Raw genomic sequence first — 23,278 nt, forward strand, 5'->3', positions numbered from 1 at the left:
TCCAAAAGGAGGAAAAGGGCCCGGGCGACACGCCCGGGCCCTCGTGTCCTGCGGTGTTACGCGGCGAACTGGTGCGCGCCGACCTCGGCCGGCTCCAGCGCCAGATCCAGTACTTCGCGAACGTCGCTCACCGGGTGCACGGTCAGCTCCGCGAGCACGGACGCGGGTACATCTTCCAGGTCAGGCTCGTTTCGCTTCGGGATCAGGATCGTGGTCAGCGCGGCCCGGTGGGCGGCGAGCAGCTTCTGCTTGACGCCACCGATCGGGAGCACGCGCCCGGTCAAGGACACCTCACCGGTCATCGCGACCTCCGAACGAACCGGCCGTCCGGAAAGCAGTGACGCCAGCGCCGTTGTCATCGTCACACCCGCCGATGGTCCGTCCTTCGGGACGGCACCGGCCGGTACGTGGATGTGGGCGTTCCGCTCGGCCAGGTCGCCGACCGGCAACCCCAACTCCGCTCCGTGCGAGCGCAGGTACGACAGGGCGATCTGCGCCGACTCCTTCATCACGTCACCCAACTGCCCGGTCAGCGTGACTCCGGTCGGGCCGGTCTCCTTGTCGGCCAGCGACGCCTCCACGAAGAGCACGTCACCACCCGCACCGGTCACCGCCAGTCCGGTCGCCACACCCGGAAGCGCCGTACGCTCCGCCGACTCCGGTGTGAACTTCGGCGAACCCAGGTACTCCTTCAGCTCGGTCCCACCGATCGTCAGGTTGCCCACGTCCTCGCCCAGGGCGAGCTTCGCCGTCACCTTCCGCAGTACGCGGGAGATCGACCGCTCCAGCTGCCGTACGCCGGCCTCCCGGGTGTACTCACCCGCGAGCACCCGCAGCGCCGAGTCCTGGACGGCCACCTCGTCCGCCGTCAGGCCCGCCCGCTCCAGCTGACGCGGGAGCAGGTGGTCACGGGCGATGACGACCTTCTCGTCCTCGGTGTACCCGTCCAGCTGCACCAGTTCCATCCGGTCCAGCAGGGGCGCCGGGATGGAGTCCAGCACGTTCGCCGTGGCCAGGAAGACCACGTCGGACAGGTCCAGCTCGACCTCCAGGTAGTGGTCCCGGAAGGTGTGGTTCTGCGCCGGGTCGAGGACCTCCAGCAGGGCGGAGGTCGGGTCGCCCCGGTAGTCCGCGCCCACCTTGTCGATCTCGTCCAGCAGTACGACGGGGTTCATCGAACCCGCCTCCGTGATGGCCCGGACGATCCGGCCCGGCAGCGCACCGACGTACGTACGCCGGTGACCGCGGATCTCGGCCTCGTCCCGAACACCACCCAGCGCGACCCGGACGAACTTCCGGCCCATCGCCCGCGCCACGGACTCACCCAGCGAGGTCTTACCCACACCCGGCGGCCCGACCAGCGCCAGTACAGCGCCACTGCGACGACCGCCGACCACACCGAGTCCACGGTCCGCACGACGACGCCGTACGGCCAGGTACTCCGTGATGCGCTGCTTCACGTCATCCAGACCCGCGTGGTCCGCGTCCAGCACGGCCCGCGCCTCGCGGATGTCGTAGCTGTCCTCGGTCCGTTCGTTCCACGGCAGCTCGAGGACGGTGTCCAGCCAGGTCCGGATCCAGCCGACCTCGGGGGACTGGTCGGAGGTGCGCTCCAGCTTGTCGACCTCGGTGAGCGCGGCCTTGCGGACGTGCTCCGGCAGGTCGGCCGCCTCGACACGGGCCCGGTAGTCCTCTTCCTCGGACTCGGCCTTGCCGTCGAGCTCGGCCAGCTCCTTGCGGATCGCGGCCATCTGCTGGCGCAGCAGGAACTCCCGCTGCTGCTTCTCCATACCCTCCTGGACGTCCTTCTGGATCGTCTCGGAGACCTCGAGCTCGGCCAGGTGGTCCTTCACCCAACCGATCAGCTTCTCCAGCCGCTCGGAGACGTCCGCGTTCTCCACCAGCCAGGACTTCTGCTCGTTGCTCAGGTACGACGCGTAGCCGGCCAGATCGGACAGCTCCGACGGGTCGTCCACCTGCTTGATCGAATCGATGACCTGGTACGCGCCGCGACGCTGCAGCACGGAGGTCGTCAGGGTCTTGTACTCGCGGGCCAGCTCCACGGAGCGGTCGTCGGTGATCTCGTGCATCACCGTCGCGCCCACCCAGAGCGCGGCACCCGGACCGGTGGTCCCGGCGCCGATCCGGACCCGTTGGGTACCCCGGATCACGGCCGCCTGGGCGCCGCCCGGCAGCCGGCCGATCTGCTCGATCTCGCCGAGCGTTCCGGCCTTCGCATATTTCCCGTCCAGCCGCGGCACCAGGAGGACCTGGTCGTGACCCGCGGCCTGCGCGGCATCGATCGCCGCCCGGGCCTCGCTGTCAGCGAGTCGGACCGGCACGACCATCCCCGGCAGGACCACGACGTCGTCCAGCGGCAGAACAGGAAGATTCAACGTATCGGTCACGCTGTCACACCCTTTTCGAAGTTGAGTCTGACAGGCTCAACCATGGGTGTGGCCTCGGCATTCCCCGTTCGCTGACGGTGAAATCAGGAGGTCAGCAATTCGCCGATCTGGCGTAGGCCGGTCAGGTCGTGGACGTCGTCGGCGAGCGCGGGAACCTCGACCGTCCGGATCGCCCGGTGGCCGCGGCGGAAGCGTTCGGCCCGCTTGTGGTCCCCGACGACCTGCCGCATCTTGTCCGCGTGCAACCGCAGTACGGCGGCCGTCAGCGGCGACTTGTCCGCTTCCTCGAGCTTCTCGGCTGCAGCGAGTGACCGCTCCGCCGAGAGCTCCGGTGCCTGCGTCGTCGTCACGCGATTCAGCACGACACCGGCCAGCGGCATTCCCTCGGCCCGCAGCCGCTCCGCGAAGTACGACGCCTCCCGCAGCGCGTCGTTCTGCGGCGCGGCCACCACGAGGAATGCGGTGTGCGGCTCACGCAGCAGCGCCACGGTCTGCTCGGCCCGCTGCCGGAACCCGCCGAACAGCGTGTCGAATGCCGCCACGAACGTCTGTACGTCGGTCAGCACCTGGGCGCCGAGCACCTTGTTCAGCACCGACATCGCCATGTTCACGCCGGCCGACATCAGCTTGAACGGCCCGCGCGCCGGCGCCAGCAGCAACCGGAGGAACCGCCCTTCGAGCAGCGACGCGAGCCGCTCCGGCGCGTCCAGGAAATCCAGCGCGGAGCGGGACGGCGGGGTGTCGACGATGATCAGGTCCCAGTCGCCGGTCCGCTCGGCCTGGTGGTGCAACTGCCCGAGCTTCTCCATCGCCATGTACTCCTGCGTCCCCGCGAACGACGACGACAGCGCCTGGTAGAACGGGTTCGCGAGGATCTGCTCGGCCTTCTCCGGCGTCGCGTGCTGCAGTACGACGTCGTCGAACGTCCGCTTCATGTCCAGCATCATCGCGTCCAGCCGGCCGCCGTTCCTCGGGTTCGCACCGGCGACCGCGCGCGGGAGGTTGTCCAGCTCGGTCAGCCCGAGCGACTGCGCCAGCCGCCGGGCCGGGTCGATCGTCAGTACGACGACCTTCCGCCCGCGCTCGGCCGCCCGCAGCCCGAGTGCTGCCGCCGTGGTCGTCTTGCCGACCCCGCCCGCGCCGCAGGTGACCACGATCCGGGTCGCCGGGTCGTCGATCAGCGCGTCCAGATCCAGGGGCGTCATCCGCGGAACTCCTCGGCCAGGTCCAGGAGGGTGCCCTGGTCGACGCCGTCCGGGTGCAGTGACAGCTGGGTCACCTGCTTGCCAAGGGCGTCTATCCGGTCGCGGTTCTCGCGTTCCAGGCCGACCCGGATCGCGTGGTCGTGCGCCTCGGTCGCCAGCGTACCCACCAGGTCGTCGCCGGCCGGGATCCCGGCCGCCTTCAGCCCGCGGGTCAGCTCCGCGACCGGCAGTTTCTCCTTCACCGCAAGGGCCAGCGCGTCGTCGTCGAGCGGGCTGTTCCGGACCATGTTCACCACGATCGAGCCGATCCGCAGGTCCAGCTTCTCGAGCTGCTCGACAGCGTCCAGCGTCTCCTGGACCGGCATCTCCTCGAGCAGCGTGACCAGATGGATCCGGGTGACGTCCGAGCGCAGCATGCCCATGATCGCGTCCGCCTGGTTCCGGATCGGGCCGACCTTGGCGAGGCCGGCGACCTCGTGGTTCACGTTCAGGAACCGCCCGATCCGGCCGGTCGGCGGCGCGTCCAGCACGACCGCGTCGTACGCGAGTTTCCCGTGCGCCTTCCGGCGGGTCGCCTCGTACACCTTGCCGGTCAGCAGTACGTCGCGGAGCCCGGGCGCGATCGTGGTGACGAAGTCGATCGCGCCGACCTTCTCCAGCGCCTTTCCGGCGCGGCCGAGGTGGTAGTACATGTCGAGGTACTCGAGCAGTGCGGCCTCGGCGTCCACGGCCAGCGCGAACACCTCGCCGCCGCCGGGGCCTTGCGCGATGCGGCGTTCGACGTACGGCAGGGGAGGGACGTCGAAAAGCTGGGCGAGGCCCTGACGGCCCTCCACCTCGCAGAGCAGCACCCGCTTGCCCTGCTCGGCCAGGGCCAGGGCCATGGCGGCCGCAACGGTTGTCTTCCCGGTGCCCCCCTTACCGGTGACCACGTGCAGTCGCGCCATAGGTCCCAGGGTAGGACGTGGCGCACGACACACGGTTAGAGTCCCCTGTTATGAAGAAGTTCGAGTACTTCACCGCGCCGCTGCTGGTCCACTCGACCAAGGAGATCCTGGACAACTTCGGCCAGGACGGCTGGGAGCTGGTTCAGGTCGTCCCGGGCATGAACCCGGAGAACCTGGTCGCGTACTTCAAGCGGGAGATCGAGGACAAGTGAGCCACCCCGAAGAGAAGCTGGCCGAGCTCGGCCTGAAGCTGCCCGAGGTCGCCAAGCCGGTCGCCGCGTACGTCCCGGCCGTCCGGACCGGAAACCTCGTCTACACCTCCGGCCAGCTGCCGCTGCGCGAGGGCACCCTGATCGCCACCGGCAAGGTCGGCGACGCCGTCACGCCCGAGGTGGCCAGCGAGTGCGCCCAGCAGTGCGCGCTGAACGCGCTGGCCGCGGTCAAGGCGGAGATCGGCGACCTGGCGAACGTCAAGCGGATCGTCAAGGCGGTCGCGTTCATCGCCTCCACCCCCGACTTCACCGGCCAGCCCCAGGTCGCCAACGGCGCCTCCGAACTCTTCGGCCAGGTCTTCGCCGAAGCCGGCGCCCACGCCCGCAGCGCCGTCGGCGTCCCGGTCCTCCCCCTCGACGCCCCCGTCGAGGTAGAACTGATCGTCGAGGTCGCCTGATCCGCCGCTCCGGTGGGGACGGACGGTGGCCCGATGCGTGACCTGCAGTCACAACTGCTGACCGGCCGCATGGCCGAGGTCGCCCTTGAGTACGCCCGCGGCACGAGGACGCCCTCCGAACCCCGGCCGGCGTCCACCGTCGTGCTCCTCCGCACCCCACCAACCACCCCCGCGGCCGCGGCACTGGCCGCGCACCCTGCGCCTGAGGTGTATCTGCTGCGGCGGCAGCGGACGATGGCGTTCGCGGCGGGGATGACGGTGTTTCCCGGTGGGCGGGTCGATCCGACGGACTCGACGGTGGCGGACTCCTGGTTCGGGCCGGCGCCGGGGTGGTTCGGGGAGCGGCTGAGGTGTTCCGCGGAGGCGGCTGCGGCGTACGTCGCGGCGGCGGTGCGGGAGACGTTCGAGGAGTCCGGCGTACTGCTGGCCGGCCCGACCCCCGACGCGGTCGTCGAAGACACCACCGGCGCCGGCTGGGAGGCCGACCGGGTCGCGCTGGAGACACGTGAGCTCGGGTTCGCCGACTTCCTGCACCGCCGCGAGCTGCTGCTCCGCGCGGACCTGCTCGGACCGTGGGCGCACTGGATCACCCCGGAGTTCGAGCCCAAGCGGTACGACACCGCGTTCTTCGTCGCCGCGCTCCCCGCCGGGCAGGTCACCCGGGACGTGACGAGCGAGTCCGACCAGGTCACCTGGATCCGCCCGGCGGACGCGGTGACGGCGGTCGACGCGGGCGACATGCTGATGCTGCCCCCGACGTACGTCTGCTGCCACGACCTCTCGCGGTACCGCGACGTACCGGCGATCCTGGCCGCGGCCGGCGAACGTGAGATCCGGGCGATCATGCCCACGGTGCGCGTCGACGGCGACCAGGCCTATCTGGAGACCTCATGAAAGTCACCGACCACGCCACCCTGATCCGCGCCGGAAACCCCGGCCCGATGACGCTGGACGGCACCAACACCTGGATCCTGCGCGCTCCCGGCGCCGAGCAGTCCGTGGTCGTCGACCCCGGCCCGATGCTCGAGGACCACCTCCGCGCGGTCCTCGACGCGGCCGGCCCGGTCGCCGTCGTACTGCTCACCCACAAGCACCTCGACCATTCCGAGGGCGCCGCGTGGTTCGCGAACCACGCGGGTTGCGGCGTACGCGCGATGGACCCGGAGTTCCGGATCCCCACCGACCATGCGCACGGCCTCGCCGAGGGCGACGTGATCACCGCGGGCGACCTCCGCGTCGAGGTCCTCCCGACGCCCGGTCACACCCTCGACTCGGTCTGCTTCTGGCTCCCGCAGGACGGCTCGCTGCTCACCGGCGACACGGTCCTCGGCCGCGGTACGTCGGTCGTCGCGTACCCGGACGGCGCCCTCGGCCCGTACCTGGACTCCCTCGACCGCCTCCGCGCCTTCGCCAACTCCCCGGCCGACGTACTGCGCCTGCTCCCCGGCCACGGCCCCGTCATCGACGACCCCGGCGCGGTCCTCACGTACTACATCAACCACCGCCAAGAACGCCTGAACCAGGTCCGAGCCGCCGTAGCAGCCGGCCACACCACGCCCGAGGCCGTAGTGGAGCACGTCTACGCCGACGTACCCCAATCCCTCTGGCCCGCCGCCAAGCGCTCAGTCCAAGCCCAACTCGACTACCTCGCCAACTAACGCGAGCCAACGAGCCAGGGTGCTTACCCCCTCATCTGGAGGCTTGCCCCCTCATATTTTCAGTAGGCAACCCTCCAGTTGAGGGGATGCCCACCGAACTGGAGGGTTCGCGGTTATCCACAGGCGAGGGGCGGACGGCAGCGGGCGGCGGGCTGTTCGGCTGATGCTTGGGGGGTGAACCCGAAGTTGAAGGTGCTCGCAGACGCGCAGGGCGGGGTGTACTCCCGCGCTCAGGCGGCGGACTGCGACTACACGCCAGGCCAGATCCACGATCGGATCCAGGACGGGCGCTGGGAGCGGATCCGCCACGGACAGTACGCCGAAGCCGTCGAGCTGAGCCATCTCCCGCCCTGGGAGCAGCAGGCCCTGCGGCATCGTCGCCTCATCCACGCGGTGATGAACTCCCTACGGCCGGGCACCGTCGCCGTCAGCCATCAGTCGGCCCTCGTCCTGCACGGCATACCGCAGTGGGGACCGGACCTCGGGGAGGTCCATCTCAGTCGACTCGACCGGCACCGCGGGGGCCGGATCGCCGGCGTACGGCACCACCGCGGCACGCTCGCCGCGGCGGACCTTGCCGTGATCGATGGTCTGCCTGCGACGACGGTGCCGCGAGCCTTGGTCGAGATGGCGTGTATCTCGCCTTTCGAAGCGGCAGTGGTCAGCGCGGACGCCGTACGCCGGGAACGCCCGAGAAGCACACCCGACCTGGAGCGGTTGCGGGCGGCCACCGAGTTCTGGCCGGGGAGTGCGATGGCGCGGGCAGCTCTCGATTTCAGCAGTCCGCTGTCGGAGTCCGTCGGGGAGTCGCGGCTTCGCGTGCTCATGCACAACCACGGTCTTCCGGCGCCGATGCTTCAGGTGGTGTTCACGGACGCGGAGGGGTTCGTCGCGCGCGTCGACTTCTACTTTCCCGAGCAGCGGACCGTGGTCGAGTTCGACGGTCTGGTCAAGTACGCGGGCGGGACGCCTGAAACGCTGATCCAGGAGAAGCTGCGCGAAGACCGCCTCCGCGCCCTCGGGCTGCAGGTCGTCCGCGTCACCTGGGCGGACCTCGAACACCCCGCCCGCCTGGTCGCACGCATCCGCGGGGCCTTCGCCCGCGCCTGACCACCGGCCTTGCCCCCTGACCTGGAGGGTTGCCCCCTCATATTTTCAGTAGGCAACCCTCCAGTTGAGGGGATGCCCACCGAACTGGAGGGTTCGCTCGGCGCCGGAGGGTCAGCCGGCGCGGCGACGGAAGGGCTAGCGGGCTCGGCGTTGGAGGCGGTCTACGTCCAGGAGTACGACGGAGCGGGGCTCGAGGCGGACCCAGCCGCGGGAGGCGAAGTCGGCCAGCGCCTTGTTGACGGTTTCGCGGGAGGCGCCGACCAGCTGGGCGAGCTCCTCCTGGGTGAGGTCGTGGTGGACGTGTACGCCGTCGTCGGCGGTCCGGCCGAATCGGCTGGCGAGGTCCAGGAGGGCCTTCGCGACCCGGCCCGGTACGTCGGAGAAGACCAGGTCGGCGACCACGTCGGAGACCTTGCGGAGCCGGGACGCCAGCTGCAGGAGCAGGCCGCGGGCGACCGCCGGGCGGCCGTCGAGCCAGCGAAGCAGCTCGTCGTGGGTCAGCGACATCAGCTGGGCGTCGGTGACCGCGGTGACGGTCGCAGACCGCGGTCCCGGGTCGAACAGCGACAGCTCGCCGAACATCTGGCCGGGCCCGAGGACCGCGATCAGGTTCTCCCGGCCGTCGGCGGAGGTACGGCCGAGTTTGACCTTTCCCTCGACCACAATGAACAGCCGGTCACCGGAATCGCCCTCGTGGAACAGCACCTGACCGCGGCGCAGCCGGCTCTCGGACATCGAGGCAGCCAGGGCGTCGGCGGCCTCGTCGTCGAGCTGACTGAACAGCGGTGCCTGTCGGAGCACTGCGGCATCCACTTTTGGCCTCCTAGGACCTTCGACCACGACTCCGGACGTGGGATCCGCCACGTCCGTCGACCGGTATGTGTACACCCGGTCGCCACAAAACCGTAGCCCCTCGGGTGTCGGCACCGCCACGTAGGCTTGCCTCCATGCCATCCCCGCGTGTCGCGGAGCCGCTTCCGGCGGTCCCGCTGAAGCTCCCCCGCAAGGCTCCTGTGTACGTCGACGAGACCCACACCCAGCTGGTCCGCCGGGCCCGCAAGATGCACAAGGTGCTGACCGAGACGTACCCCGACGCCCACTGCGAGCTGGACTTCACCACCCCGCTCGAGTTGCTGGTGGCCACCATCCTGTCGGCGCAGACCACCGACGTCACGGTCAACAAGGTGACTCCGACGCTGTTCGCCAAGTACCCGACCGCGCAGGCGTACGCCGAGGCCGACCGGGACGAGATGGAGGCGATCCTCAAGCCGACCGGGTTCTTCCGGGCGAAGACGAACAGCGTGATCAAGCTCGGCCAGGCGCTGGTCGACGACTACGACGGCGTCGTACCGGGCAAGCTCGAGGAGCTCGTGAAGCTGCCCGGCACCGGGCGGAAGACCGCGAACGTGGTCCTCGGGAACGCGTTCGGCGTCCCCGGGATCACCGTCGACACGCACTTCGGCCGGCTGGTCCGGCGGTTCGGGTGGACGACCGAGGAGGACCCGGTCAAGGTCGAGCACATCATCGGCGAGCTGTTCCCGAAGAAGGACTGGACGATGCTGTCGCACCGGCTGATCTTCCACGGCCGTCGCCGCTGCCACGCGAAGAAGCCGGCCTGCGGCGCCTGCCCGATCGCCCAGTGGTGCCCGTCGTACGGCACCGGCCCCACCGACCCCGAGGCCGCGTCGAAGCTGGTAAAGACCCCAGCATGAACCCCCAACCCGACCCCCCGAGCACGCCGCCCCGCAACCCGGCACCGCTCCGCGACGCGGGCCTGCTCGGCGATGCCGGTTCGGGTACGTCGGGCCGGGTCGGCGGTGCAGGTTCGGGTACGCCGGACCGGCCCCGCGATGCCGGTTCGGGTACGCCGGACCCGGTCCGCGGTGGAGGTTCCCGCATGCCGTACCACCACCCGTGCCGCGGTGCTGGTTCGCGGATGGCGTGCCGTGGCTCGGGAGGCGGCGGCGGTGGGGATTCGCGTACACCGCTGCGGGCGGTAGGCCCGCTTCGCGCAGCGCGTGGCGGTGGGCGAGCGGTGGGCGCCTCGTTCCGGGGTGGCTCGGTTGAGCGCCTTCTCCGGGCGCTCCGGGTTGGGGTGCCACTGGTGTTGCTGATGGTGATGGTGGCGGGGTGTGGGTCCCAGCAGGCCGATGGGGCGGCGACGCCGTCAGGTGGGAGAAGTGTGGTGGCCGGTCAGTTGGTGGCTTGTCCGGCGACGGCGTCGAAGCCGGCGGTCAGCAACGGGCTGCCGGATGTCAGCCTGCCCTGTTTGGGCGGCGGGCCGGACATCCGGCTGGCGGATCTGCGCGGCCCGCTGGTCCTCAACGTGTGGGCGCAGTGGTGCGGCCCCTGTCGCGCCGAAGCGCCGTACCTGGCGAAGCTCGCGAAGTCCGGCAAGGTCAGCATGCTCGGCATCGACTACGACGACCCGCGCCCGGAGCTGGCGGTGAAGTTCGCCACAACGGAAGGCCTCGCCTACCCGCACCTCAAGGACCTGGACAAGTCGATCCAGCGCGCGCTGAAGGTCGGCGGCCCACCCCTGACCGTCTTCGTCGCCAAGGACGGCTCGATCGCCTACGTGCACCACGGCGTACTGACCTCCCAGCATCAGCTCGACCAACTGGTCAAGGACAAACTCGGGGTGACGCCATGACGGTGCACATGCCACGCCTCCGGCGCGGCGAGTCATGGGGCTGGTGCTCCCGGTCTTCCCTCGTCGCTCCGGTCGCTCCGGTCGCTCCGGTCGCTCCGGTCGCTCCGGTCCCTGCGCTCCTCAGTCCAGACCGGGAGGCCCCATGACCGCGATCCCCGACTGGCTGCACCCACTGGCGAAGGCGTCCGAGAACGTCGACCCCAACCTGCTCTCCCGCTTCCTCCCACCCGACGACCCCTCGGTCCGGAAGTCCGCCGTCCTGATCTTGCTTGCTGACGGCAACGACGACGGCCCGGAGGTGCTGCTCACCGAACGGGCCTGGACGCTCCGCAAGCACGCCGGCCAGATGGCGTTCCCGGGCGGCGGCGCGGACCCGGAGGACGGTACCGGCGATACCGGTCTGGTCCGGACGGCGCTGCGCGAGGCCGAGGAGGAGACCGGCCTGGACCCGGCCGGCGTGGTCCCGTTCGAGATCTGGCCGGCGCTCTGGGTGCCGGTGAGCAACTTCGGCGTGTCGCCGGTGCTGGCCTGGTGGCGTACGCCGTCACCGGTCGCGGTCGTCGACCCGGCCGAGGTGGCGTCCGTGCACCAGGTGCCGCTGAGCGCGCTCGCCGACCCGGCGAACCGGATCAGCTGCCTGCACCCGAGCGGCTTCACCGGCCCGGCGTTCACGATCGACGACCTCTACATCTGGGGGTTCACAGCCGGTCTGCTCGACAAATTGCTGCTGCTCGGCGGTTGGTACCGCGACTGGGACCCCTCGAACGTCGTACCGTTGCCCGACCGGCTGGTCGAGGCGGCCTGGCGCAGTGAAGGGCGCCGGTCGGAGGACGTCCGCCGGATGACGGCGATCGAGCACGACCTCGGCCACGCGCAGGGGCCTGATCCGAAAGGTGTGGAGTGAGCCACCTCGACTGGGCGTTGCTGATCGTCACCGCGCTGGTGGCGATCTCGGGGTATGTCGAGGGCTTCGTGCTGGGCGCCTGCGCCACCATCGGGCTGCTGGTCGGTGCCGGGCTCGGGGTCTGGGGCGTGCCGAAGATCCTGGACAACTTCTCACCGAGCGTGACGGTGTCGTTCGTCGCGCTGGTGCTCGTCGTACTGCTGGGTGCGGCCGGGCGGACGATCGGAGCGATGATCGGTACCCGGGTCCGGAACCGGCTGTCCTGGAAGCCGATCCGGTTCCTGGATGCGCTCGGCGGCGCCGCGCTGGCGGCCGCGTCGGTGCTGGTCGTCGCCTGGGTGCTCGGCGTCGCGGTCAGCGGGGCGCGGATCCCGAGCGTGACGTCGGCGGTCCGCGGCTCGCACGTGCTGGCGAAGGTCGACGAGGTGCTGCCGGCCAGCGCGGACCGGGCGCTGGCGTCGTTCAACAACGTGGTGAACACGGACCTGTTCCCGCGGTTCCTGGACCCGTTCGTCCCGGAGCGGATCCGCGAGACGCAGCCGCCGGACGGCGCGATCTCGCGGCAGCAGCCGGTCAAGGACGCGTACAGCCGGATCGCGAAGGTCACCGGGGTGGCGAACTGCTCGCGCGGTCTCGAGGGCAGCGGATTCGTGTACGCCCCGCAGCGCGTGATGACGAACGCGCACGTCGTCGCCGGCGTCAGCTCCCCGCAGGTCGAGGTGAACGGGAAGAAGTACGACGCGAAGGTCGTGGTCTTCGACCCGGAGACCGACATCGCCGTGCTGTACGTGAAGAACCTGAACGTCACGCCGCTGTCCTTCGACCTGACCGGTAAGGCGGACGCGTCGGCGGTCGTCCTCGGCTACCCGGAGAACGGCCCGTTCGACGCCGAGCCGGCCAGGATCCGCTCCGAGGAACGGCTGCGCGGCCCGGACATCTACGGCGACAAGACCGTCACCCGGGACGCGTTCTCGATCTGGGCCTCGGTCCGCCCCGGCAACTCCGGCGGCCCGCTGCTGTCCGCCACGGGCACCGTGTACGGCGTCGTCTTCGCCGCCTCCGTCGAGGACAACCGCACCGGCTACGTCCTCACCGCCCAGCAGGTAGCCGCCGACGCCCGCACCGGCACGACCGCCACCCAGGATGTGTCGACCCAGTCCTGCACCTGATGCAGCAGACCGCCACGGTCGCCGCGTCGACCTGGTGTGACGTTGCTGATGACGAGTGATCGAGAGTTGGCGCCCTCGTACGTCGATGTCGTGCGTGCGAGCGAGCGCCGGTTGGTGCGGCTGGGCGTGATGCTCACCGGGAACGAGCACACCGCGGAGGACCTGGTCCAGACAGTGCTGGCCCGCGCCCATCGCAAGTGGGACCGGATCAGCGCCGCCGACCGTCCGGAGGCCTATCTGCGGACGATGGTGCTCAACGAGTTCCTCAGCTGGCGCCGGCTGCTGAAGAACAACGAAGTACTGCTTGCCGAGCCGATCGAACTGCCGGCGTACGACGACGTCGGCCTGCGGCAGGCGCAGCGGGACGCGACGTGGCAGCTGCTTGCCAAGCTGCCACGCAAACAACGTGCCGTTCTGGTTTTGCGGTACTACGAGGACCTCCCGGACGGGGAGATCGCCGAGGTGCTCGGCGTCGTCGCCGCGACCGTCCGATCGAACGCCGCCCGTGCGCTGGCGACCCTGCGCGAACATCTGACTGCCGAGGAGACGAACTGACATGCCCAAGCTGACCGACGAGGAGCTCGGTACCCTGCTCCGGGAGACCTTCGCGGACCGCGAGGCGCGGATCGGGCGGGGAGTGCTCGATGACCACCACGCGCCGACGGCAACGAAGCACCGCACCGCGATGCCGGTGATGCTTGCGGCGGCCATGGTTCTGGTGGTGCTTGCCGGAGTCCTGTACGGCGTCCAGCGCCTCCAGCAGACCGGCACCACCGCACCGGCCGCCGCGGTCACCGCAACGGCATCACCTGCCGTCTACAGCACCAGGGACGCCGACATCTGGGGCCTGGCGGTCGGACAGCTGATTCGGACCTCCGGGAACCCGCGGCCGACTCCGAGCGCGCCCGAGACCGCGGTCCTCGTGGACAGCCCCAGCACCGCGCCGGGGCGCGTACGGCCTGGGGCGCAGTTCTCTTCGAACCAGCGCGTGATCATCAAGTCGCACCTGATCCGGATCGCACAGCTGACGGTTCTCGACCGGACGCTGCCGCAGAGCACGGCCTGTACGACGTACCCCAAGGCGGCCGTCCTCCAGGTCAGTGATGTGCTCGACAAGGGTGACCATCTGGAGGTCGACGTCGCGATGACCCGGCCGGGCCGGTGTACCGAAGGCGTCTCGGCGAGATATCGGGTCGAGCCCAGAGACGCGCATTGGGTCATCACGCGGAACCTTGGCCCGTGGAACCGCTGATCACCGGGTAGCCGGCAACCAGTCGAGGAGGACGCGGTTGAAGAGGTCCGGGGTTTCCTCGTGTGGGAAGTGGCCGGCGGTGGTGATGAGTTCGTGGCGGAGTGGGGCTGCGACCAGGTCCGGGGGTGTGGTCGCGGTGGGCGAAACGGCCGAGTCCTGGGCGCCCTGGAGTTGCAGGACGGGTACGGCGACCGGCGTACGCATCAGGTTCGAGTACTTCCGCCCGTCCGGGCGCAGGCGCGAGCGGGCGAACCAGCGGTGGTACTCCAGCGCACAGTGCGGCGCCGGCCAGACCTGGAGTGCGGCGCGGTACCGGCGGGAGGCCTCGGCGTCGGGGAACGGGCCGCCCGGCGCGGCCCAGGCGCGGAGCAGGCGCTCGATGTGGATGCCGTCGTGGGCGAGCAGCCGGCGCTCGGGCAGGATCGGCAGCTGGAACCACGCGGTCCGGGTCATCGCCTTCGTCTGCCCGGAGCGGGTGAGCAGTAGCGGGTGCGGCGCGGACACCGCGGCCAGCGCACGGACCTGACGCGACGCGAGTACGGCGGCCGACCACCCGATGAACCCGCCCCACCCGTGTCCGACCACCACCGCATCGGCGGCCCCGAGGGAGCGGATCACGCCGGACACGTCCGCGGCCGCGGTGTACGGGTCATAACCACGCGGCGTCTTGTCGCTGGCGCCGTACCCGCGCAGGTCCATCGCGACCGCGCGGTACCCGGCGGCCGCAACCACCGGCAGCTGATGCCGCCATGCCCACCAAAACTCCGGGAAGCCGTGCAGGAACAGGACGAGTGGATCGTCCGCCGCGCCACACTCCGCGACGTGGAACCGGGCCCCGTTGGCCGCGACCAGTGAGTGCGACCAGGGGCCGTCGACCAGCAGGTCGACGACTCCTGCCGGGCTCAGCGCCGTACGCCCGGCTCAGGCAGCGCGTACGTCGCGTCCTCGTCGTGGCCCTTGCCGATCGCCTTCAGCGCCTCGACCGACTCCTTCGAGGTCTCGATCGTCCGCGTCGGGCCCTTCGCGCTCTTCAGCGCCCGGAGCCCGATGAACACCAGGACCGCGCCGATCAGCAGGAACGCGCCGGCCACGATCAGGAACGCGATGGCCGGGTGCAGGCCGGCCGCCACCAGTCCGTACGCCGCGGAGATGCACAGCAGGATGACCGCGAGGAGCGCCAGGAAGGCGGCCGCCGCGAACATTCCCGCCCCGGTACCGGCCGCGACCGCGGTCTTCTTCAGCTCGGTCTTCGCGAGCTCGACCTCGCTGCGGATCAGGCTGGACAGTTCCTTGCTGACATTCGCGACCAGTTGGCCGACCGTGGGCTCGTCGTCCCCGTTCATCGACATCGCAACTCCTTCCCGGACACCTCAGACACTACCGTCAGTGCCCGCGGTCAATCGGCGTACGCGCGGTTGCGGCGAGCCAGCAACAAACCGGCGATCAGCGCGGCGACCACCGACGCGATCAGTACGGCGGCCTTCGCGCGCTCGATCTGGGCGGCGTCCGACCCGAACGCGAGCTGGGCGATCAGCAGCGCGACCGTGAACCCGATCCCGGCCAGCACCGACACCGCGGCGACGTCCCGCCAGGCCAGGTCCGAGTTCAGCTCGGCGCGGGTGAACCGCGCGGTCAGCCACGACCCGCCGAACACCCCGATCGCCTTCCCGAACAACAGCCCGGCGGCCACCCCGATCGCGACCGGGTCGGTGAGCATCTCCCGGACGGTGCCGCCGCTCAACGTCACGCCCGCCGCGAACAGCGCGAACAGGGGTACGCCGACGCCCGCGGACCACGGCCGCAGCCGGTGCTCGATCCGCTCGGCCGGCGCCTCCTTCTCGCCCGGGTCCGCGACCACCCGGGTGACCAGGCCGAGCGCGACCCCGGCGATCGTGGCGTGGATCCCGGACTCGTGCATGAACCACCAGGCGCCGAGGGCGATCGGTACGTAGAGGAACGGCGTACGGACGCGGCGGCGCTGCAGGACGTACCAGAGCGCGATCAGGACGACAGCGGCGAGCAGCGACCACAGGTGGAACCCGTGCGAGAAGAACACCGCGATGATCAGGATCGCGCCGAAGTCGTCGACCACCGCGAGCGTCAGCAGGAACGCCCGCAACGCGCTCGGCAGCGACGAGCCGACGATCGCGAGCACGGCCAGCGCGAACGCGATGTCGGTCGCGGTCGGCACCGCCCAGCCGTGCGGGTTGCCGCCGGCACCGAGGTTCACCGCCACGTAGATGATTGCCGGAAGCACCATTCCGGCAAGCGCCGCGACCACCGGAACAACCGCCTCGCTGAGCTTCGACAGCGAACCGACCACCAGCTCGCGCTTCAGCTCGACGCCGGCCAGGTAGAAGAACAGCGTCAGCGCCCCGTCCGACGCCCAGCCCTCGACGGTCAGTGGTCCGAGCTGGGCATCCCGCACATGGTGGTACGCGTCCTGCCACGGGGAGTTCGCCCAGATCAGCGCGACCGCCGCGGCCGCGAGCAGCAGCAGACCGCCGGTCGTCTCGGCGCGCAGTACGTCGGCCAGGAACGCGCGCTCACGCCCGAGGACGCGGGGGAAAGCACGCTTACGCTGGCGGATCCGAGGGTGCTGGCTCATAGGTCGGCCCTTCGTTTCGGGGTCGGGCGGGCGAATGCCGACCAGACTTCCCGGCGCACCGTTGTCCATTCTAGCGGCTGGTGTTTGCCCGGGTCGCCGGTTTGCGGCAGGGTTGGGCGCGGTGCGCCGGGAAGTCTGGTCGGCAGAACTCGTGCCCATACGGGTTGCGGGTTGGTCCGCCGTTCCCGGGAGGTGCCGTGCTTCGTCAGAGCCCTGTGAGAGACATCACCGAACCGCTTCGTTCCGACGTACGCTGCAGACGTGCACGGAGAGCAGATGGCCGAGGAGTTCCCGGTGGTCGGGCTGGACGACGACGCCCGGGAGGCGGTGCACCTGCTCGCGTCCCGCCGGTTGCCCGGCCTGATCGTCACCCAGGCCGACGGCAGCCCCTGCTGCGTGCTGCCGGCCTCACAGGTGGTGCGCTTCCTGGTGCCGAGTTACGTCCAGGACGATCCGTCGCTGGCCCGGGTGATCGACGAGTCGCTCGCCGACCGGGTGGCGGACAAGCTGGCCGGCCTCACCGTTCGCAAACTGCTGCCGGACGAGCCCCGGGAGATCCCGGTGGTCAACTACGACGACACGATCCTGGAGATCGCCGCCGTCATGGCGCGGCTGCGCAGCCCGCTGGTGGTCGTCGTCCGGGACCGGAAGATCCTCGGTGCCGTGACCGCGTCCCGGCTGCTCGAGCTGGCCGTCACGCCGCACTGACCCCGGCGGCGGCCCGATGACGGTCGTCGCGGTCGCGGTCTTCGTGGTCGCGTATGTGCTGATCGCGACCGAGTGGACCCACAAGCTGCTGGCCGCGCTCGGCGGCGCCGGGGTCCTGCTCGCCCTCGGTGTCACGGACGCCGAGCACGCGTTCTACTCGCCGGACACCGGGATCGACTGGGACGTGGTGTTCCTGCTGTTCGGGATGATGGTGATCGTCGGCGTGCTCCGGCGTACCGGCGTCTTCGAGTACGTCGCGATCTGGGCCGCGAAACGGGCCAAGGGATCGCCGCTGCGGGTGATGATCCTGCTGACGCTGATCACCGCCATCGCCTCGGCCTTCCTCGACAACGTGACCACCGTGCTGCTGATCGCCCCGGTGACGCTGCTGGTCTGCGACCGGCTCGGCATCGACCCGGTGCCGTTCCTGATCGCCGAGGTGATGGCGTCGAACATCGGCGGCGCCGCGACCCTGATCGGTGACCCGCCGAACATCATCATCGCCAGCCGGTCCGGCCTCACCTTCAACGACTTCCTGATCCACCTGACGCCGCTGGTCGCGCTCGAGTTGCTGGTCTTCACGCTGGTCCTGCCGCGGCTTTTCAAGGGCTCGTTCACGGCGGATCCCGAGCGCGTGGACGACGTACTGCGACTGAACGAGAAGGAGGCGATCCAGGACCGCGGGCTGCTGCTCAAGAGCGGCGTCGTCCTGCTGCTGGTGTTCACCGGCTTCGTCGGGCATGCCGCCTTCCACATCGCGCCGTCGGTGGTCGCGCTGCTCGGGGCCGGCGTACTGGTGCTGATCTCGAAGGTTCCGACCCGCGACTACATGGCCGGGGTGGAGTGGCAGACGCTGCTGTTCTTCGCCGGCCTGTTCGTGATGGTCGGGGCGTTGGTGAAGACCGGCGTGATCGAGCACCTGGCCGGTTGGGTCGGCTCGCTGACCGGCGGGCACACGCTGTTCGCCACCCTGCTGGTGCTGGTCGTGTCCGCGCTGCTGTCCGGTGTCATCGACAACATTCCGTACGTCGCCACGATGAGTCCCGTCGTTTTCGACCTCACGCACGGCATCGCGGACCCGACGCAGGCGCACGCGCTGTGGTGGGCGCTGGCGATCGGCGCCGACTTCGGTGGCAACGCGACCGCCATCGGCGCCAGCGCGAACGTGGTGGTGATCGGGCTGGCGCTCCGGGCCGGGCATCCGATCAGCTTCTGGGCGTTCACCCGCAAGGGCGTGGTGATGACCGCGATCACGATCCTGGTCGCGGCGCCGTACCTGTGGCTGCGCTACTTCGCCTTCTCCTGAACGGATTCCGCCAGCGCCTCGAAGTCCGGAACGGTGAGATCCGGCGTGCGGAAAACGTGTGGGTACGGCGTTTTCCGGCGGTCGACGTAGACGGTTCGGAGGCCGGCGCGGGCCGCGCCGTCGATGTCCCAGGGGTGCACCGCCGCGAGCGCCATCCGCTCCACGGGTACCCCACAGACCTCGGCCGCGTACCGGTAGGCGTCCGGGTGCGGCTTCCAGCGTTGCGGCACCGACACGTCCAGCCGGTGCTCGAGCAGCGGCAGGATTCCGCCGTTTCGGAACACGTTTTCGGACATCGCCGCCGCGCCGTTCGTCAGCGTGACGATGCGGACGCCCGCCTCGTGGACCTTGTGCAGCCCGGGCGCGACGTCCGGGTGCAGCGGCAGCCGGGTAAATCCGGAAAGTACGTTTCCGACCGTTTCCGGGCTCGGGTCGAGCCCGGCCGCGACGAGTTGCGCGGCCAGGAGTTCGGCGGCCAGGTCGCGGAAGGTCGGATACGCCCCGACCGCGGTCAGCGCGAACCCGTCCCGCAGGATCGCCGTGAACCACTCCTCGAGCCCGTGCCGGGGCAGGCCGGCGGCCTCGAACGCGTCCCGCAGCGGCTCCATGTCGGTCAGGGTCTCGTTGACGTCGAGCACCAGTACGTCGATCATCAGGACTCCTCATATCTTGGATCGGTCGTTCCAAGATATGATGCGGGGTATGCCGGATGTCAAACATTTCGACGAAGCGGAAGCGCTGGCCGCGGCCGAGCAGCTGTTCTGGCGGCGCGGGAGCGCGGCGACCGGGATCCAGGACGTGGTCGCGGCGACCGGGCTGAGCCGGTCCAGCCTCTACAACGCGTTCGGCGGCAAGGACGACCTGTACGCCGCGGCCGCCCGCCGGTACCTGGAGCACCGGTCCCGCCCGATGTTCGACCAGCTGGCCGCCGACGGTCGCGGGCTGGTCGCGGTCCGCGCGTTCTTCGACAAGCTGCTGCGGTTGCGGCTGTCGGGGGAGTACGCCGGCTGGGGATGCATGATGGCGAACGCGAACACCGAGAGCCCGCCGGACGCCGTGCGGGCGGTGCTGTCCGAGCACCACGCCGTACTGCGGGACTCGCTGGCCGCCGCGCTGACCGTTGCGCAGGGCAACGGAGAGCTGCGGGCCGGGATCGAGGTGCAGGGTGCGGCGGAGCTGTTGACGCTGCTCGCCTACGCGATCAACCTGCGGTCGCGGTCCGGGGCGACCCGGGCGCAGCTCAAGGCCGCGGTGACCGCCGCCCTGACCGCGCTCGCCACCTAGGCGGTCCAGACCCGCGGGTCCGGGCCTTTCGGGACGATCCCGGTCGGGTTGATGTCGCCGTGGGTGACGTAGTAGTGCCGCTTGATCTGGTCGAAGTCGACCGTCTCGCCGAAGCCCGGGTGCTGGTAGAGGCGGCGCGCGTACGCCCACAGGTTCGGGAACTCGGTCAGCTTCTGGCGGTTGCACTTGAAGTGCCCGTGGTACACCGCGTCGAAGCGGACCAGGGTCGTGAAGAGCCGGACGTCCACCTCGCGGAGCGTGTCGCCGAGCAGGTACGCACGGGCCCGCAAGCGCTCCTCGAGTACGTCGAGCCGCGCGAACAGAACGTCGTACGCCGCGTCGTACGCCTCCTGGCTGGTCGCGAAACCGCAGCGGTAGACGCCGTTGTTGACGTCCCGGTAGATCTCCTCGATCAACTGGTCCATCTCCGCCTTTTCGGCGTGGTCGTCCGGGATCAGCTGCGGGGCACCGGGCCGCTGGAAGTCGACCCACTCCGTGGAGAGGTCGAGGGTGATCTGCGGGTAGTCGTTCGTGACCACCTCGCCGGTCAGCGTGTCGACGATCGCGGGCACGGTCACGCGGCCGTCGTACGCCGGATCGGTCCGCAGGTACGCCTCGGAGAGGAACGCGATGCCGAGCACCGGGTCGCGGTCGTCCGGGTCGAGGGTGAACCGCCAGCCGCGCTCGTCGCGCACCGGGTCGACGATCGCCAGGCCGATCGCGTCCTCCAGGCCGAGCAGCCGGCGGACGATGACGGAGCGATGTGCCCACGGACAGGCGAGGCTGACGACCAGCCGGTACCGCCCCGGCTCGACCGGCCAGCGGCCCTGGTCGTCGGGGGCCCGCGCCGGGTGCGGACGTCGATTCCCGGCTGATCCGGCCGGTGAACCTGTTGCCCTGCCGCTTCCACTCGCCGGTCGACGACGTCTCCTGTGCGAACTGTGCCGGGGTCATACCGCTAAAACTACCCTCGCTGGGAATTGACTGAGGCCGTGGAACGTCACTGGCCGTCAAGTGGCAGCGGACGTTACAGTCGGACTGACATGGTCGGCCGGGACAGCGGTGTCGCGGGCGGCTTGCGCGGTACGACACACCGCGGCCCGCGTTCCCCGGCAACCGGTTTGCCGGGCAGAGTCTCAGGGATACTTGACCTCATGGCCCGCCCACGGAACAACCCCGGTGATCTCGCCGAGCTCCCCACCGAGCTCCGCACCGATCGCCCGAAGGGTGACCAGATCCGCGAGATTCTGGAGAACCTCACCCGCTCGCTGGCCGTCGGCACCGTGCTGCCGTCCGAGCGCGTCCTCGCCGAGCGGTTCGGCGTCGCCCGGATGACCGTCCGGCAGGAGGTCGACCGCGTCGTGGCCGAAGGGCTGGCCAACCGCCGCCCCGGCGGCGGCACCTTCGTCGCCGAGCCGCGCCCGTCCCGGATGCTCGCGTCCTCGTTCAGCCAGGACATGATCAACCGCGGCATCCGCCCCGGTGCCAAGATCCTCGAACACCGCGTCGGTGCCGCCGACGACCACCTGGCCCGCGAGCTCGAGGAACCGGTCGGTACGCCGGTCCTGCACCTGGTCCGGCTGCGCACCGCCGACGGCGATCCGATGGCGATCGAGCGCACCACCCTGTCCCTGCACCGCTACCCCGGCCTGGACGAGATCGACTTCGCCGAGAAGTCCCTCTACACCGAACTCTCCACCCGGTACGGCGTCACCCTCGGCATGGTCTCCGCCTCCATCGTCGCCGCCCCGCCCGAGCCCTCCGACGCCGAGCTCCTCGAGATCGACAACACCACCCCCTGCCTGATCATCACCTCGGCCCCCCGCACCGCCACCGACCAGGTCATCGAGTTCGGCATCTCCACCTACCGCTCGGACCGCTACGACATAACCGTCGCCTACCGCGCCACCTGAGCCCGTCGCGCCCTACGCACGGCGAAAGGGACTCACACGTTCAGGCTGCGGAGGACGTTCGGGGGGTTGCCTTGGTCTGTCAGGCGGGTGACTACCTCGACGGTGAGGGCCTGGAGGAGTAGGGCTCCTGCGAGGGTAGAGGTGGCGCCGGTGGGTTCCGGCGTACCGGGGACCTGGATGAGGGCGTCGCCTGGTACGCCGCAGTTGTCGAGGACGACGTCGGCGGTTTGGAAGAGGCGTTGGCCGTTGGGGGCTCGGGAGGTCGTCGCGTTCGAGTGGGCGAGGGAGGTCAGGGCGATCACCTTCACGCCGCGGGCGCGGGCGCCGAGGGCGAACTCCACGGGTACGGCGTTGCGCCCGGAGTTGGACGCGATCAGTAGGACGTCGCCCGGTTCGAGCGGGTTGATCTCCAGGAGTACGTCGGCGAGGCCGGGGAGGCGTTCCAGGAGGGAGCTTTTCTGGAGGCCTTCGTGGAGCATCAGGCCTGGTTCGAGGATCGCGCGTACGTCGGCCAGACCGCCCGCGCGACCGTACAGTTCCTCGGCCAGGGTGTGGCTGTGGCCGGTGCCGAACACCCAGAACGTCCGACCGTCGGCGAGCGCGTCGGTGACCAGCCCGGCCGCGACCCGGATCGCCCCCAGTTGCGTCTCGGCCGCCCGGTGCGCGATCGCCAACGCCTTGTCCAAGTACTCCTCGGCCCCAGCCATGCCCTGAACCTATCGTCCGTACGCCGGACCCCGCGAGACCCCCGTCTAGACCAGTACGCCGAAGGCCGCCCGGTGCCGGGTCGGGTGGTCTGCCTCGTCGGCGAGCGCGACCGCGAAGTCGGCGTACGAGATCAGCGCCTGCGCATCCGCCGGTGCCACCCGGTACCCGCCTTTCGCGGACGGGTCCGCGTGGTCGAAGTCGCCGGCCGGGGCGAGCGACACCCAGTCGAGGTCCGACGTGGCGAACACCTCCAGCGCTGCCTGGTGGGCGAGGAAGAACGATCGGTAGTCGCGCGGATACCCGTCGGTGCCCATCAGTAGCGTCCCGTCCGCGGTCGGCAGGATCGACGCCAACCCCACCCACACCAGCCGCCGTACGCCGGCCTTCTCCAACCCCTCCACCAACGCCCGCGCCGCCCGCGGAAAGAACTCAGCCCCGCCGTCGTAAACCCCCGCAATCACCGCATCCCGCCCCGCGGCCAACTCCGCGATCCGTCCCGCATCCGTCACATCCCCAACCACAGTCGCCGCAGCACGTACATCCACTCCACGACCGCCGACCGGATCCGCCGTCGCTCCGCCCGCCTCGCCGTCGTCCGCGCGGGTGCCGCCCGCCGTACGAACAACACCTAGTACGTCATGACCGCGACGCCGTGCCTCCGCGACCGCCGCCGAGCCGGCCCGCCCGCGCGCGCCAATGACCAGAATCTTGCTCACCGCAACCTCCTCAACAAGTGGTACGGCGACCATAGGAGCGGGTGTGGTTACCGATTGGA

Annotated in this window: 26 protein-coding genes; 15 read left to right on the forward strand and 11 right to left on the reverse strand. The window is 70.1% G+C overall.

Features of this window, described 5'->3' with window-relative positions; genetic code table 11:
* Positions 1-56: 56 nt before the first annotated feature.
* The 3 genes from lon to bagA form a co-directional block, all read right to left on the reverse strand.
* On the reverse strand, positions 57-2,408 hold the full coding sequence (gene lon, locus JOF29_RS26435; protein ID WP_209697142.1) for an endopeptidase La: 2,352 nt from the start codon (positions 2,406-2,408) through the stop codon (positions 57-59).
* A gap of 83 nt (positions 2,409-2,491) precedes the next feature.
* Complete coding sequence (bagB, locus tag JOF29_RS26440) at positions 2,492-3,613, reverse strand: ArsA family ATPase (RefSeq protein WP_209697143.1); 1,122 nt, start codon at positions 3,611-3,613, stop codon at positions 2,492-2,494.
* The gene (bagA, locus tag JOF29_RS26445) at positions 3,610-4,560 is read right to left on the reverse strand and encodes an ATPase BagA (RefSeq protein ID WP_209697144.1); all 951 of its coding nucleotides are present in this window, start codon (positions 4,558-4,560) and stop codon (positions 3,610-3,612) included. The genes bagB and bagA overlap by 4 nt, the downstream gene beginning before the upstream one ends.
* Before the next feature lie 50 nt (positions 4,561-4,610).
* Here bagA and sp36 point away from each other — a divergent pair, with 50 nt between their 5' ends.
* The 5 genes from sp36 (at position 4,611) to JOF29_RS26470 (ending at position 7,998) form a co-directional block, all read left to right on the forward strand.
* Complete coding sequence (gene sp36, locus JOF29_RS26450; protein ID WP_130386959.1) at positions 4,611-4,772, forward strand: Sp36 family protein; 162 nt, start codon at positions 4,611-4,613, stop codon at positions 4,770-4,772.
* Positions 4,769-5,230, forward strand: coding sequence for a RidA family protein (locus JOF29_RS26455; RefSeq protein ID WP_209697145.1), 462 nt, complete (start codon positions 4,769-4,771; stop codon positions 5,228-5,230). The genes sp36 and JOF29_RS26455 overlap by 4 nt, the downstream gene beginning before the upstream one ends.
* A 33-nt stretch (positions 5,231-5,263) precedes the next feature.
* On the forward strand, positions 5,264-6,124 hold the full coding sequence (locus JOF29_RS26460) for an NUDIX hydrolase (RefSeq protein ID WP_209697146.1): 861 nt from the start codon (positions 5,264-5,266) through the stop codon (positions 6,122-6,124).
* On the forward strand, positions 6,121-6,888 hold the full coding sequence (locus JOF29_RS26465; protein WP_209697147.1) for an MBL fold metallo-hydrolase: 768 nt from the start codon (positions 6,121-6,123) through the stop codon (positions 6,886-6,888). Before JOF29_RS26460 ends, JOF29_RS26465 begins: the two co-directional genes overlap by 4 nt.
* Positions 6,889-7,062: 174 nt before the next feature.
* Positions 7,063-7,998, forward strand: coding sequence for a type IV toxin-antitoxin system AbiEi family antitoxin domain-containing protein (locus JOF29_RS26470; protein ID WP_209697148.1), 936 nt, complete (start codon positions 7,063-7,065; stop codon positions 7,996-7,998).
* A 135-nt stretch (positions 7,999-8,133) separates the two neighbouring features.
* Here JOF29_RS26470 and JOF29_RS26475 read toward each other — a convergent pair whose 3' ends face one another.
* Positions 8,134-8,811 carry a Crp/Fnr family transcriptional regulator gene (locus JOF29_RS26475; protein WP_209697149.1) on the reverse strand — a complete coding sequence of 226 codons (678 nt, stop codon included), beginning with the start codon at positions 8,809-8,811 and terminating at the stop codon, positions 8,134-8,136.
* 134 nt (positions 8,812-8,945) lie between these two features.
* Between JOF29_RS26475 and nth the strand changes: the two genes are divergently transcribed.
* The 6 genes from nth (at position 8,946) to JOF29_RS26505 (ending at position 13,976) form a co-directional block, all read left to right on the forward strand.
* Positions 8,946-9,710 (forward strand): endonuclease III, encoded by a 765-nt coding sequence (nth, locus tag JOF29_RS26480; RefSeq protein ID WP_209697150.1) that lies wholly within the window; start codon positions 8,946-8,948, stop codon positions 9,708-9,710.
* Positions 9,711-10,183: 473 nt separating this feature from the next.
* A complete protein-coding gene (locus JOF29_RS26485) occupies positions 10,184-10,651 on the forward strand; it encodes a TlpA family protein disulfide reductase (RefSeq protein WP_307863698.1) in 468 nt (155 codons plus the stop codon).
* Positions 10,652-10,793: 142 nt separating this feature from the next.
* Positions 10,794-11,555 (forward strand): NUDIX hydrolase, encoded by a 762-nt coding sequence (locus JOF29_RS26490; protein WP_209697151.1) that lies wholly within the window; start codon positions 10,794-10,796, stop codon positions 11,553-11,555.
* The gene (locus tag JOF29_RS26495; RefSeq protein WP_209697152.1) at positions 11,552-12,724 is read left to right on the forward strand and encodes a MarP family serine protease; all 1,173 of its coding nucleotides are present in this window, start codon (positions 11,552-11,554) and stop codon (positions 12,722-12,724) included. Before JOF29_RS26490 ends, JOF29_RS26495 begins: the two co-directional genes overlap by 4 nt.
* A gap of 48 nt (positions 12,725-12,772) precedes the next feature.
* Positions 12,773-13,279 (forward strand): SigE family RNA polymerase sigma factor, encoded by a 507-nt coding sequence (locus JOF29_RS26500; RefSeq protein WP_209697153.1) that lies wholly within the window; start codon positions 12,773-12,775, stop codon positions 13,277-13,279.
* A gap of 1 nt (position 13,280) precedes the next feature.
* A complete protein-coding gene (locus JOF29_RS26505; RefSeq protein WP_209697154.1) occupies positions 13,281-13,976 on the forward strand; it encodes a hypothetical protein in 696 nt (231 codons plus the stop codon).
* Here the strand turns inward: JOF29_RS26505 and JOF29_RS26510 are convergent, their stop codons facing one another.
* The 3 genes from JOF29_RS26510 to nhaA are packed head-to-tail and all read right to left on the reverse strand — an operon-like array spanning position 13,977 to position 16,584.
* Positions 13,977-14,882 carry an alpha/beta fold hydrolase gene (locus JOF29_RS26510; protein WP_209700008.1) on the reverse strand — a complete coding sequence of 302 codons (906 nt, stop codon included), beginning with the start codon at positions 14,880-14,882 and terminating at the stop codon, positions 13,977-13,979.
* Positions 14,879-15,325, reverse strand: a complete 447-nt coding sequence (locus tag JOF29_RS26515; protein WP_209697155.1) for a phage holin family protein — start codon at positions 15,323-15,325, stop codon at positions 14,879-14,881. Before JOF29_RS26515 ends, JOF29_RS26510 begins: the two co-directional genes overlap by 4 nt.
* Before the next feature lie 47 nt (positions 15,326-15,372).
* Complete coding sequence (nhaA, locus tag JOF29_RS26520) at positions 15,373-16,584, reverse strand: Na+/H+ antiporter NhaA (RefSeq protein WP_209697156.1); 1,212 nt, start codon at positions 16,582-16,584, stop codon at positions 15,373-15,375.
* Between the two features lie 261 nt (positions 16,585-16,845).
* On the opposite strand from nhaA, the gene JOF29_RS26525 reads away from it, so the two are divergent.
* A complete protein-coding gene (locus JOF29_RS26525) occupies positions 16,846-17,292 on the forward strand; it encodes a CBS domain-containing protein (RefSeq protein WP_307863699.1) in 447 nt (148 codons plus the stop codon).
* Between the two features lie 16 nt (positions 17,293-17,308).
* A complete protein-coding gene (locus JOF29_RS26530; RefSeq protein ID WP_209697157.1) occupies positions 17,309-18,598 on the forward strand; it encodes an ArsB/NhaD family transporter in 1,290 nt (429 codons plus the stop codon).
* Here JOF29_RS26530 and JOF29_RS26535 read toward each other — a convergent pair.
* A complete protein-coding gene (locus tag JOF29_RS26535) occupies positions 18,580-19,251 on the reverse strand; it encodes a haloacid dehalogenase type II (RefSeq protein ID WP_209697158.1) in 672 nt (223 codons plus the stop codon). The genes JOF29_RS26530 and JOF29_RS26535 overlap by 19 nt on opposite strands.
* A gap of 49 nt (positions 19,252-19,300) precedes the next feature.
* Here JOF29_RS26535 and JOF29_RS26540 point away from each other — a divergent pair, with 49 nt between their 5' ends.
* Positions 19,301-19,882 (forward strand): TetR/AcrR family transcriptional regulator, encoded by a 582-nt coding sequence (locus tag JOF29_RS26540; protein WP_209697159.1) that lies wholly within the window; start codon positions 19,301-19,303, stop codon positions 19,880-19,882.
* Here JOF29_RS26540 and JOF29_RS26545 read toward each other — a convergent pair.
* Positions 19,879-20,676 (reverse strand): glutathione S-transferase family protein, encoded by a 798-nt coding sequence (locus JOF29_RS26545; protein WP_209700010.1) that lies wholly within the window; start codon positions 20,674-20,676, stop codon positions 19,879-19,881. The genes JOF29_RS26540 and JOF29_RS26545 overlap by 4 nt on opposite strands.
* 360 nt (positions 20,677-21,036) lie before the next feature.
* On the opposite strand from JOF29_RS26545, the gene JOF29_RS26550 reads away from it, so the two are divergent.
* The gene (locus tag JOF29_RS26550; protein WP_209697160.1) at positions 21,037-21,795 is read left to right on the forward strand and encodes a GntR family transcriptional regulator; all 759 of its coding nucleotides are present in this window, start codon (positions 21,037-21,039) and stop codon (positions 21,793-21,795) included.
* Positions 21,796-21,827: 32 nt separating this feature from the next.
* On the opposite strand, the gene JOF29_RS26555 is transcribed toward JOF29_RS26550, so the two are convergent.
* A complete protein-coding gene (locus tag JOF29_RS26555; protein ID WP_209697161.1) occupies positions 21,828-22,502 on the reverse strand; it encodes a sugar isomerase domain-containing protein in 675 nt (224 codons plus the stop codon).
* Positions 22,503-22,547: 45 nt separating this feature from the next.
* The gene (locus JOF29_RS26560) at positions 22,548-23,219 is read right to left on the reverse strand and encodes an NAD(P)-dependent oxidoreductase (RefSeq protein ID WP_209697162.1); all 672 of its coding nucleotides are present in this window, start codon (positions 23,217-23,219) and stop codon (positions 22,548-22,550) included.
* Positions 23,220-23,278: the final 59 nt, after the last annotated feature.

The sequence above is a fragment of the Kribbella aluminosa genome, from assembly GCF_017876295.1.
GTDB classification, from domain to species: domain Bacteria; phylum Actinomycetota; class Actinomycetes; order Propionibacteriales; family Kribbellaceae; genus Kribbella; species Kribbella aluminosa.

Bases quoted from the DNA above. Each gene is read 5' to 3' on its own strand.
- bagB (WP_209697143.1), bottom strand. From the start codon at position 3,613: ATGACGCCCCTGGATCTGGACGCGCTGATCGACGACCCGGCGACCCGG.
- bagA (WP_209697144.1), bottom strand. From the start codon at position 4,560: ATGGCGCGACTGCACGTGGTCACCGGTAAGGGGGGCACCGGGAAGACA.
- sp36 (WP_130386959.1), top strand. From the start codon at position 4,611: ATGAAGAAGTTCGAGTACTTCACCGCGCCGCTGCTGGTCCACTCGACC.
- JOF29_RS26460 (WP_209697146.1), top strand. From the start codon at position 5,264: ATGCGTGACCTGCAGTCACAACTGCTGACCGGCCGCATGGCCGAGGTC.
- JOF29_RS26465 (WP_209697147.1), top strand. From the start codon at position 6,121: ATGAAAGTCACCGACCACGCCACCCTGATCCGCGCCGGAAACCCCGGC.
- nth (WP_209697150.1), top strand. From the start codon at position 8,946: ATGCCATCCCCGCGTGTCGCGGAGCCGCTTCCGGCGGTCCCGCTGAAG.
- JOF29_RS26490 (WP_209697151.1), top strand. From the start codon at position 10,794: ATGACCGCGATCCCCGACTGGCTGCACCCACTGGCGAAGGCGTCCGAG.
- JOF29_RS26500 (WP_209697153.1), top strand. From the start codon at position 12,773: ATGACGAGTGATCGAGAGTTGGCGCCCTCGTACGTCGATGTCGTGCGT.
- JOF29_RS26505 (WP_209697154.1), top strand. From the start codon at position 13,281: ATGCCCAAGCTGACCGACGAGGAGCTCGGTACCCTGCTCCGGGAGACC.
- JOF29_RS26515 (WP_209697155.1), bottom strand. From the start codon at position 15,325: ATGTCGATGAACGGGGACGACGAGCCCACGGTCGGCCAACTGGTCGCG.
- nhaA (WP_209697156.1), bottom strand. From the start codon at position 16,584: ATGAGCCAGCACCCTCGGATCCGCCAGCGTAAGCGTGCTTTCCCCCGC.
- JOF29_RS26530 (WP_209697157.1), top strand. From the start codon at position 17,309: ATGACGGTCGTCGCGGTCGCGGTCTTCGTGGTCGCGTATGTGCTGATC.
- JOF29_RS26535 (WP_209697158.1), bottom strand. From the start codon at position 19,251: ATGATCGACGTACTGGTGCTCGACGTCAACGAGACCCTGACCGACATG.
- JOF29_RS26540 (WP_209697159.1), top strand. From the start codon at position 19,301: ATGCCGGATGTCAAACATTTCGACGAAGCGGAAGCGCTGGCCGCGGCC.
- JOF29_RS26550 (WP_209697160.1), top strand. From the start codon at position 21,037: ATGGCCCGCCCACGGAACAACCCCGGTGATCTCGCCGAGCTCCCCACC.
- JOF29_RS26555 (WP_209697161.1), bottom strand. From the start codon at position 22,502: ATGGCTGGGGCCGAGGAGTACTTGGACAAGGCGTTGGCGATCGCGCAC.